The organism is Neobacillus thermocopriae, assembly GCF_010975035.1.
GTDB classification, from domain to species: domain Bacteria; phylum Bacillota; class Bacilli; order Bacillales; family Cytobacillaceae; genus Neobacillus; species Neobacillus thermocopriae.
This window is the reverse complement of the sequence record NZ_JAAIUV010000042.1, coordinates 1-10416: the sequence shown is the minus strand read 5'-3', so window position 1 is coordinate 10416 and position 10416 is coordinate 1. Positions and strand designations below refer to the sequence as shown.

12 protein-coding genes are annotated in these 10416 nt (G+C 34.9%); 10 read left to right on the top strand and 2 right to left on the bottom strand.

All coding sequences use genetic code 11. The features are described 5' to 3' along the window. Together G4Z05_RS15945 and G4Z05_RS15940 are read right to left on the bottom strand one after the other, a co-directional pair. Positions 1-478, bottom strand: a 478-nt coding sequence (locus tag G4Z05_RS15945; RefSeq protein ID WP_205597402.1) for a transposase, incomplete at its 3' end; no start/stop codon positions are given. Positions 479-798: 320 nt separating this feature from the next. After that, complete coding sequence (locus tag G4Z05_RS15940; protein WP_163252788.1) at positions 799-1674, bottom strand: metallophosphoesterase; 876 nt, start codon at positions 1672-1674, stop codon at positions 799-801. Positions 1675-1932: 258 nt separating this feature from the next. Between G4Z05_RS15940 and G4Z05_RS15935 the strand changes: the two genes are divergently transcribed. The 10 genes from G4Z05_RS15935 to G4Z05_RS15890 all read left to right on the top strand — a co-directional run. Continuing rightward, positions 1933-3144, top strand: a complete 1212-nt coding sequence (locus tag G4Z05_RS15935; protein WP_163252787.1) for an EAL domain-containing protein — start codon at positions 1933-1935, stop codon at positions 3142-3144. A gap of 74 nt (positions 3145-3218) precedes the next feature. After that, positions 3219-3455, top strand: coding sequence for a hypothetical protein (locus G4Z05_RS15930; RefSeq protein ID WP_163252786.1), 237 nt, complete (start codon positions 3219-3221; stop codon positions 3453-3455). 225 nt (positions 3456-3680) lie between these two features. Continuing rightward, on the top strand, positions 3681-3917 hold the full coding sequence (locus tag G4Z05_RS15925; protein WP_038540645.1) for a YkuJ family protein: 237 nt from the start codon (positions 3681-3683) through the stop codon (positions 3915-3917). A 279-nt stretch (positions 3918-4196) separates the two neighbouring features. Continuing rightward, positions 4197-4640, top strand: coding sequence for a cyclic-di-AMP-binding protein CbpB (gene cbpB, locus G4Z05_RS15920; protein ID WP_163252785.1), 444 nt, complete (start codon positions 4197-4199; stop codon positions 4638-4640). An 87-nt stretch (positions 4641-4727) separates the two neighbouring features. Next, positions 4728-6221, top strand: coding sequence for an MDR family MFS transporter (locus tag G4Z05_RS15915; protein ID WP_163252789.1), 1494 nt, complete (start codon positions 4728-4730; stop codon positions 6219-6221). An 11-nt stretch (positions 6222-6232) separates the two neighbouring features. Beyond that, positions 6233-7111 carry a LysR family transcriptional regulator gene (locus G4Z05_RS15910; protein ID WP_163252784.1) on the top strand — a complete coding sequence of 293 codons (879 nt, stop codon included), beginning with the start codon at positions 6233-6235 and terminating at the stop codon, positions 7109-7111. Between the two features lie 80 nt (positions 7112-7191). Beyond that, entirely contained in the window at positions 7192-7893 is a 702-nt protein-coding gene (gene dapD / locus G4Z05_RS15905) for a 2,3,4,5-tetrahydropyridine-2,6-dicarboxylate N-acetyltransferase (RefSeq protein WP_163252783.1), read from the top strand. Positions 7894-7946: 53 nt separating this feature from the next. Then, on the top strand, positions 7947-9071 hold the full coding sequence (locus tag G4Z05_RS15900) for an N-acetyldiaminopimelate deacetylase (protein WP_163252782.1): 1125 nt from the start codon (positions 7947-7949) through the stop codon (positions 9069-9071). Positions 9072-9161: 90 nt separating this feature from the next. Continuing rightward, a complete protein-coding gene (locus G4Z05_RS15895; RefSeq protein ID WP_163252781.1) occupies positions 9162-9821 on the top strand; it encodes a potassium channel family protein in 660 nt (219 codons plus the stop codon). Positions 9822-9938: 117 nt separating this feature from the next. Further along, the coding region (locus tag G4Z05_RS15890) for a transposase (RefSeq protein WP_205597402.1) at positions 9939-10416 on the top strand (478 nt) is incomplete at its 3' end.

Here is a 10416-nt window from a genome sequence, read left to right as displayed (position 1 = left end):
ATTTACGTTTATTTGCACTTGCTTTAACATGCGTAGAATCAATAAATACATGTTCAGCACTAATCAACTTTTTATCAGAAGCTTCTTTTAGAATGCGGTAGAAGATTTTTTGAAATAGATCTGTATCCTTGAAACGTCTTTCATAGTTTTTTCCGAAGGTTGAGAAGTGGGGGACTTTATCATGAAACCCAAAACCTAAGAACCAACGATAAGCAAGGTTTGTTTCAATTTCTTCAATAGTTTTGCGCATAGAGCGAATACCGAAGGTATATTGAATAAAAGCCATCTTAATTAATACAACAGGGTCAATACTTGGACGACCACGTTCAGATGAATACATATTCTCAACTAATTTATATATAAATGAAAAATCAATAGCAGCTTCTATCTTACGAACCAAGTGATTTTCAGGAACCAGCTGGTCTAAAGTAATCATTTCTAATTGATCTCGATTTACTTGTGTATTTTTAGTAAGCATTTCAATATCACCTCGATATTCTATGACATAATTATACAAAAAATGTCGACAAAATCCTTTAAAAAAGGATTTTGTCGACAGTCTGAAATCCTTATCTAATATAAGGATTTTTTTATTTTAAATGAATATTTTTTCTTTGAAAATGGTCTATAAGTAGATTTCTGGCATACGACCTGTCAACATCCTCGAAATGACTTCGTTTTCTTTGTGTTTCCTATATCTCAGTTGGAGACTACCAAGGAAGGATGCGCCAGTATAAACCGAAATCGGTAGCATTTGGAGGAAGTAATGTGACGCTGTTCAGGGAGCATGCGCTTTTCTTAATTTTTCTCTGGTTTTAATGTAAAAACTGTAATTTCGGGTTTGGATAAAAAACGAAACGGGAGTCGAGTTGTTCCAATGCCTCTATTCACATATAGTGACAATGATTCCTCATCTCCAACTCGATAGAATCCCTCATAGTAAATTTTTGCAAATGGAGGAATGACAAGTGGACCAATAAATGGGATTTTAACTTGCCCACCATGACTGTGACCACTAAGTTGCCAATGAACAGGATATTGAGACACATCATTTGCAACGTCTGGAGCATGTGACAATAATATATTAAATTGATCGGGTGTAACTTTTTTTAATGCTAATGGTATGTCTGGTTTTCCTAACATTCGATCATCGATACCGATGATATTTATTCTGCTTAAATTGTTCAATGATATTGATGTTGAATGATTTAAGAGCAATTGAAAGCCTGCTGTTTCCATCACATTACGATAGATTTCTGATCCGTATCCCCCATGATCATGATTGCCGTAAATACAAAATTTTCCGAGTGGGGCATCCAAGCTTTGTAAAATAGGTACAAGTTGGTTAATTTCAGAATACTTATTGGGCTCGTCCATTAAATCACCGGTAAAAAATATGATATCTGGGCCTAAGTTGTTAATAGTTTTGGCCAATTTTTTAAACTGCTGAAGACTATAATGAAATCCAAGATGGGTGTCACTAAATTGAACAATTTTTTTACCAGTAAAGCTTTGAGGAATGAGAGGATGTTTCATATCCATATGCACAATTTCAAGTAAGAAGGGTTCTATTCGATTTGCGTAGATATACCCGCCTGAACCTAAGCCAAGCAAAGTTAATAATGAACTAAATATCCGTTTTAAAAATATTCTCCTTGTTTGTTTTTTCGGCATGCTATTTACCAACCTACAGATAATTTGATGATACGGCATTTTTGCGTTTTCTATGATCCCTTATCACAGTCCAAGCACTCTTACTTGTAAACCAATAAGCGGGCGTTCAATCCTTTCTTATATTTTCGTGAAATTCCCCAATGATTGCAAGTGAAACAGCTTATAAACTTTTAATTGAACCGTTATACATCTGCTTGAACAAGCAGCTAAAGGTTAGCGTATGGTATAATAATAAAAATGTTAATTGGAGGTACCTGGATGGATGCCTTGGATATCCTCTCAAATCTTGATAATGTTGTTCCGTACTATCAGCCGATTTTTAGTGCCGATACACAGAGAGTGATTGGTTATGAAGTTTTAGGCAGATATGACTCTGGTGATTCGATAATAAGTTTAGGACCATTTTTTCAAGATGATCAAATCCCAGAAGAATATAAATATGAAGTGGACTTGCTTTTAGTAAAAAAAGCCCTGGAAAAAATACTTGAACTCGATGAAGAAGTTTCTATTTTTTTGAATAGAAATGCTGATTTGTTAATGTATGGACATGGTGAACCTTTTCTGCAGGAAGTGTTGGAATTTGAAAAAAAAGGCCTTTCATTAACTCGTATTGTATTGGAAGTTTCAGATCATAATTTTAAAGGTGATTTAGCTCAATTCGATAACTTGTTACAATATTATCGGACATATGGAATTAAAGTGGCGATTGCAAGACTAGAAAGTGAAAGTCACTTTTTTGAACGAATAGGTCAAATTGAGCCCGATATATTAAAAATTAATTTAGAAGCCTTAAAATCAACTTCTACCGGCACGAGCTTTAATGATGTTCTTTATGCAATTTCACTTTTGGCTAGAAAGATCGGTGCAACATTATTATTTGAAAATATAGAAATGAGTTATCAAATGCAATTTGCATGGAAAAATGGAGGGCGCTATTATCAAGGGTATTATTTACATCCCCCTGTTTCTGATTTTATTGAGGGAGATTTGCTAAAGGACCGGCTGAAAGAAAAATTTCATGATTTTATTTTGTATGAAAAAAGAAAACTGGAAGCCGTTTATACTACTGCTGAATTTTTTCATGCAAAAGTGCAAGATATTGTCATTAAAAACAAAAAATCAAGCTATGAGGAATTACTATTTGCATTAGGGAAAGAACTGGATCACATTGCCTTTCGGATGTATATTTGTGATGATGATGGCTTTCAAAAATCTCCAAACTTATTTAAGGAAACTGATGGTTGGCACATTCAAAATGAGTATATTCACAAAAATTGGAGCTGGAGGCCATATTTTTTAGAAAATATTATTAAGATGCGAAATGACCGAAAGGGAATATTATCCGATTTATATTGTGATATTGAAACTGGTGAAACGATAAGAACATTTTCATTTCCAATGAACGGTAATGAATATTTATTTATTGATATTTCATATCAATATCTCTTCGAACATGATTCGTTACTGTAAGAATGCTCCTGAATAGAATGATTCATTGGGTGGAACTGTAAAGATATATCCAATGAAAAAGGAGTAAGAAGCTCATGAATCTTTTTGAGTTAACCTTGGCTATATTAATTGTTGGTATTTTGCTGATTTCCCTTATTTATACACTTGTTGCGGGTAGACAACAAAAGGTAGTAGAGGGGGAAATGGATACACAAATAGCAAATTCGATTCAAAAAAATGTTTACACTAGAAATCCTATTTTCCTTTCTTATGGAATCTTTTTTGCATTAGTCCTTTTTATCATTCTTTTTATCGCTGTTTCCTTTTATTAACAGGTCTCCTCATGTAGGAGTCCTTTTTTTATGTAAATTTGAAAAAAATATGGTCTATTTTTCATTTTTGCTTGGACAAAAAGACTTCATTAATTTATTCTTGTAATATTGGCATGTACAACAGTTATATATCATATTGTGAAAATAATCTTTAAGGATAGAAACATGTCAAATGTGAAACCTAAATCATAGAAGTTTGTTAGTGTTTGAAAGGAGTAGGAGCGAATGTCACAGCTTCAAGGTATATTAACAAGATTAAAAAACCTACAGGAGCAGTCAGCAAGTGGTGAACCTTCTCAACGTTATTTCGAAGTAAATGGAGAAAGAAAGTGTCAAGTAACTTTTCATCCTAAAACCGAAACCTTCGAATTGGAAGTATATTATGAAAAGGAAAAGCCAAAACGATATCAATTCGATAATATTGACATGATCACCATTGAAATTTTCGATTTAATACAATAGGAGCCATCATGGTTCCTATTTTTATATAGCTAGTGTTAAATTTTGCTGTTGAATAACGCCCCCGATGTATTTCTTTTTAGGATTTTTTAACGATTTATTACTTGAGGGAGTGTAAAAAGCCCAATATTCCCACCGTTATCTACAATTCTTCTCCACCAATTCATGAATTACAAAATATTTATTATGTCCTATATACGCAGTCTTTATATAAATATACAGATAACGGAAAACTGTGTTAGAATAATTATGATAAATACGTACATGAGGAGTTTCGGTGATATGAATTTTCCTAGCGGAGAAATTCTGAAATTAACAATAAAAGAATTATTGATACCTTCAGAACGAGTGGCCCATGTTCAAATTGGTAATAATCTTGAACATGCACTGTTAGTATTAACAAAGAGTGGTTATACGGCAATACCTGTATTAGACCCTTCCTATAAGTTACATGGATTGATCAGTACACCGATTATCATGGACTCTATTCTTGGGCTAGAACGTATAGAATTTGAACAACTTGAAAAAAAGCGTGTAGAAGAAGTAATGAAAAAGTCAATTCCACGGGTAAAACAGTCAGATCCATTTCCAAACTGCTTAGATTTATTAGTTAATCATCCATTTCTTTGTGTAGAAACCGAAGATGGATTTTTTGCAGGAATCTTGCCGCGTAGTACAGTATTAAATCAAATAAACACAAGAATTAAACGATTGAAAGTGAATTAATGATATTTTAATACCCCCAATCGGGGGTTGTATTTTTTACGAAAAGAGGTGTTCAAATTGGGTGAAAGAAAAAAACATTTTTTCACAATGAACTTACCATTTAAACAAACAAAAAAACCTCTTGTTTTAGCCTCTGTGATGTTAGCTATGTTTATGGGGGCTGTTGAGGCTACCATTGTTTCTACAGCCATGCCAGCTATTGTAGCAGATTTGGGAGGATTTACTCTTTATAGTTGGGTTTTTTCTGCCTATTTATTGATGAATTCAGTAACTGTGTTAATTTACGGAAAACTTTCTGATTTATTTGGTCGTAAACCCATTCTTACTATTGGGATTTTCATTTTTTTAATTGGTTCGCTTCTTTGTGGTTTGGCTACATCGATGAAAATGCTAGTCATTTTTCGACTTATCCAAGGGTTTGGTGCAGGAGCCGTTATGCCAATTGCCACTACCATTGTTGGAGATATTTATACGGCTGAAGAACGAGCAAAAATTCAGGGCTATCTCTCGAGTGTTTGGGGAATTTCTGCCATTACTGGACCTGCAGTTGGAGGATTATTAGTTCAGTACATATCCTGGAAATATGTTTTTTGGATCAACATTCCATTAGGAATATTGTCATTGGCAGGAATTTGGTTATTTTTGCATGAAAATATTAACAAAAAGAAACATCAAATTGATTATGCAGGAGCCATTTTATTAACGATCACCGTTTCTTCTATTATGTTTGTTTTAGTAGAGGGTGGCAGCAACTGGCCTTGGGGATCATGGCAAATCATTTCTTTATTAGTTTTAGCACTCATAACATTTATCGCCTTTGTCATACAAGAGGGTAGGGCAAGTGAGCCAGTAATGCCTTTCTCTATTTGGCAAAAAAGATCAATATTTATTGCTAATATCACTTCGTTAACAACAGGAATTATGCTGATTGGAATCTCTAGTTTCTTACCAACATTTGTTCAAGGAGTAATGGAACAAACCCCAATTGTAGCTGGTTTTACATTAACAACGATGTCCATTGGCTGGCCCATTGCTTCAACTCTTTCCGGACGGATGCTTATTACCATTGGGAATCGTAAAACTTTATTAATAGGAGGCGGATTTTTAATAATTGGTAGTCTAGTTTTTGTGACAATGAATGCCTCCTCAGGGCCTTTATGGGCTGCTACTGGTTCTTTCTTGACTGGTATAGGAATGGGATTAACATCAACAGCTTTTATAGTTTCTATTCAAAGTACAGTTGGCTGGGAACAAAGAGGGATAGCAACAGCTGCGAATATGTTTATGCGAAATCTAGGCAATACAATTGGTGCCGCATTATTAGGTGGGATTATAAATAATCGTTTAAACCATTATTTTGCTGAAAAGGCTACATCATTAACAGCAGATGATGCAAATATTCTATTAAAAGAAGAGGAACGGACAGCATTAACAGAAGCAACTCGAAATATTTTGCAGGATGGATTAACAATCTCGTTGCATACCGTTTATTATGTTGTATTGACGTTTGCAATCGTTAGTTTGCTATTCATATGTTTTATTCCAAAAAAGAAAAGTGCTACCGCTCAAACTACTAGTTAGGAGGGGAGAGTTTGTCATCAATTTCTGAATTTCAATTATTATACGTACTCGCACAGGAGATGAATATGCGTAAAGCTTCTGAGCGTCTGTTCGTCTCTCAACCTGCACTTTCACAGCGACTTCAAACAATTGAAAAGGAATGGGGAGCAAAATTATTTATTCGTTCACAAAAGGGCTTGTCTTTAACTCCAGCGGGGGAGCATGTGATTGCTTTCGTAAATGAAGTATTAAAAAAGCAGGAAAAAGTTAGGGAAACACTTTATTCCCTCCAGGATGGTGTGTCCGGAACATTAAAAATTGCTGTAGCTTCCATTGTCGGGCAAAATTGGCTACCTCAAGTATTGAAAAAGTTCGTGAATAAATATCCACAAGTCAAGATTTCACTAGTTACTGGATGGAGTAGTGAGATATTAAATAGTTTGTATGATGATCAGGTACATATTGGAATTATTCGGGGCACTCCTGATTGGAAAGGGGTTAAAGTACATTTATTTTCTGATCCTCTTTTTCTAGTTGACAGGGAGGATACAAAACCAGAGCAATTGCTTGAAACGGACCGACCCTTTATCCAATTCAAAAGTGACTCAAATTATTACCAGGAAATACAGGACTGGTGGATGCGAAATTTTAAAACCTCTCCAAAGCGGACGATTGTAGTGGATCAAATTGAAACATGTAAGCAAATGGCCTTTAACGGCATTGGTTATGCCATTTTGCCTGGTATAACTTTAACTAAAGCGGAAAGAGAAATTTATAAAATTCCCCTTGTTAATGAAAATGGAGAGCCATTAAAGAGGGATACCTGGCTTCTTGGATATGAATCTGCCTTTCAATTAAAACAAGTACAAGCATTGGTCGAAGTAATTAAGGAATATATTTCTGAATCTTAATTCAAATATCATAATTTTACTTGTTTTCATTCTTTTTGTTTGTTAAAGTATTTTTTAGTTATGAATAGGGGGCTATAAAAATGGATGCGTATGAAATTATTTCTTATATCCAAAACAGTAAAAAATCTACTCCGGTAAAGGTTTATCTAAAGGGAGATTTAGATGGTATTAATTTTGGAGCCAATACAAAAGCTTTTATTAATGGCAACACAGGTATATTGTTTGGTGAATGGTCTGAAATTAATCCTATTTTAGAAGAAAATAAATCCAAAATTGAAGATTATGTAGTCGAAAATGACCGTAGAAATTCAGCGATTCCATTAGTAGATATGAAGCATATTAATGCTCGAATAGAACCTGGTGCGATTATTCGCGATCAAGTTGAAATTGGTGATAATGCTGTCATTATGATGGGAGCTGTTATCAATATTGGAGCAGTGATTGGTGAAAAAACAATGATTGATATGGGGGCTATTCTTGGTGGAAGAGCTACTGTCGGTAAAAATTGCCATATTGGTGCAGGAGCTGTTTTGGCTGGGGTAATCGAGCCTCCTTCTGCAAAGCCGGTTGTTATTGAAGATGATGTGATGATTGGTGCAAATGCTGTTGTATTAGAAGGAGTAACCGTAGGAAAAGGGGCAGTAGTTGCTGCTGGAGCAGTTGTTACTCAAGATGTTGCACCATATACAGTTGTTGCCGGAACACCAGCAAGAAAAATTAAAGATATAGATGAAAAAACTAAATCCAAGACAGAAATTATGCAAGAATTACGTCAATTATAATTTACATTGAAAGCGTGGAGCCACTCCACGCTTCTTTTTGAAGGGAGAAAAAAATGGATTATTTAATTAAAATACGCCGTGATCTTCACCAAATCCCAGAACTTGGGTTTCAAGAGTTTAAAACACAGGCTTATTTATTGGATTATATCCGCTCCTTGCCTCAAGAAAGGCTTTCCATTAAAACATGGAAAACGGGTATATTTGTCAAGGTACATGGAATGAATCCAAGTAAAATCATTGGCTATAGAACAGATATGGATGGTTTGCCTATTACAGAGGAAACAGGACTTCCGTTCGCTTCCGTCCATCAAGAGCGAATGCATGCTTGTGGCCACGACCTTCATATGAGTATTGCACTTGGCCTACTTACCCATTTTTCACAAAATCCTATTGATGACGATTTATTATTCGTTTTTCAACCTGCGGAAGAGGGACCTGGCGGTGCGGATCCAATGTTAAAATCAGAGGAAATGCGCGAATGGATGCCTGATATGATAATTGCACTTCATATTGCTCCGGAATATCCCGTAGGTACAATTGCTATCAAGGAAGGACTGTTATTTGCCAATACGTCTGAACTTTTTATTGATTTAAAGGGAAAAGGAGGGCATGCTGCTTATCCTCATCAAACAAACGATATGGTTATTGCTGCCTGCACATTGGTTAATCAGCTGCAAACTATCATTGCTAGAAATATAGATCCGTTAGATAGTGCTGTAATTACTGTTGGGAAAATTTCCGGGGGAACAGTACAAAACATAATTGCTGAACATGCAAGGCTTGAAGGGACTATACGAACTTTATCCGAAGAATCGATGCAAAAGGTAAAGCACCGAATTGAAGCATTGGTTAAAGGAATCGAAATAGGTTTTGAATGTGAAGCAACCATTGATTATGGTTCTATGTACCATCAGGTTTACAATAATGAAGAATTGACGAAGGAGTTTATGGATTTCAGTCGAAGATTAGCTGATGTGCAAGTTATCGAATGCAAGGAGGCAATGACAGGAGAAGATTTTGGCTATATGCTAAAAGAGATTCCTGGGTTTATGTTCTGGCTAGGGGTACATTCTCCTTATGGATTACATCATGCTAAATTAAACCCAGATGAAAGAGCCATTGAAGTAGCAGTAAATATGCTAAAAAAATACCTTTCATTTAAAGGGAATCGTAGTTAATTCACATTAATGATATCTTCGCCTGTTTTTTATGAATGGGCTGTTATACTGTTTGTGGTCTATGATCATGTGCGTTTAGGGGGAGTTTTCTTGAAAAAAAGTTTCGCTGTAATAGGGCTTGGCCGATTTGGAGGAAGTATATGCCGTACATTAACCGCTGAAGGTATGGAAGTACTGGCCATTGATAAAAACGAAGAAAGAGTAAATGAATTTGCCATGATTGCTTCTCATGCAGCGGTTGGGGATTCAACGGATGAAAAGGTGTTAAAAAGTTTGGGAATCCGAAATTTTGATCATGTAATTGTTGCGATTGGAGATGATATTCAATCGAGTATTTTAACTACATTAATTTTAAAGGAATTAGGAGTAGCTTGTATAACAGCCAAGGCACAGAACGATTATCATGAAAAAGTGTTAACGAAAATTGGTGCTGATCATGTTGTACATCCGGAAAGAGATATGGGAAAAAGAATTGCTCATAACATGATATCAAGTAATGTTGTTGATTATCTTGAGCTTTCTGATGAACATAGTATTGTTGAAATTGTTGCAAATGGCAAACTTAGCGGTCATTCGATTATTGATTTAGATATTCGTAAGAAATATGGCTTAAATATTGTGGCTATAAAAAGAGGAGAAGATATCATCGTTTCTCCACAAGCAACAGAGGTAATACGTGAAAATGATGTGTTGATTGTAATCGGAAATGATTACGATATTGATCGTTTTGAGAAGAAAGTAATGGTGTAATTATATGAAAAAAGAGAAGCTTTAGCTTCTCTCAGACTGTCGACAAAATCCTTTTTTAAAGGATTTTGTCGACATTTTTTGTATAATTATGTCATAGAATATCGAGGTGATATTGAAATGCTTACTAAAAATACACAAGTAAATCGAGATCAATTAGAAATGATTACTTTAGACCAGCTGGTTCCTGAAAATCACTTGGTTCGTAAGATAGAAGCTGCTATTGATTTTTCATTTATATATAAATTAGTTGAGAATATGTATTCATCTGAACGTGGTCGTCCAAGTATTGACCCTGTTGTATTAATTAAGATGGCTTTTATTCAATATACCTTCGGTATTCGCTCTATGCGCAAAACTATTGAAGAAATTGAAACAAACCTTGCTTATCGTTGGTTCTTAGGTTTTGGGTTTCATGATAAAGTCCCCCACTTCTCAACCTTCGGAAAAAACTATGAAAGACGTTTCAAGGATACAGATCTATTTCAAAAAATCTTCTACCGCATTCTAAAAGAAGCTTCTGATAAAAAGTTGATTAGTGCTGAACATGTATTTATTGATTCTACGCATGTTAAAGCAAGTGCAAATAAACGTAAAT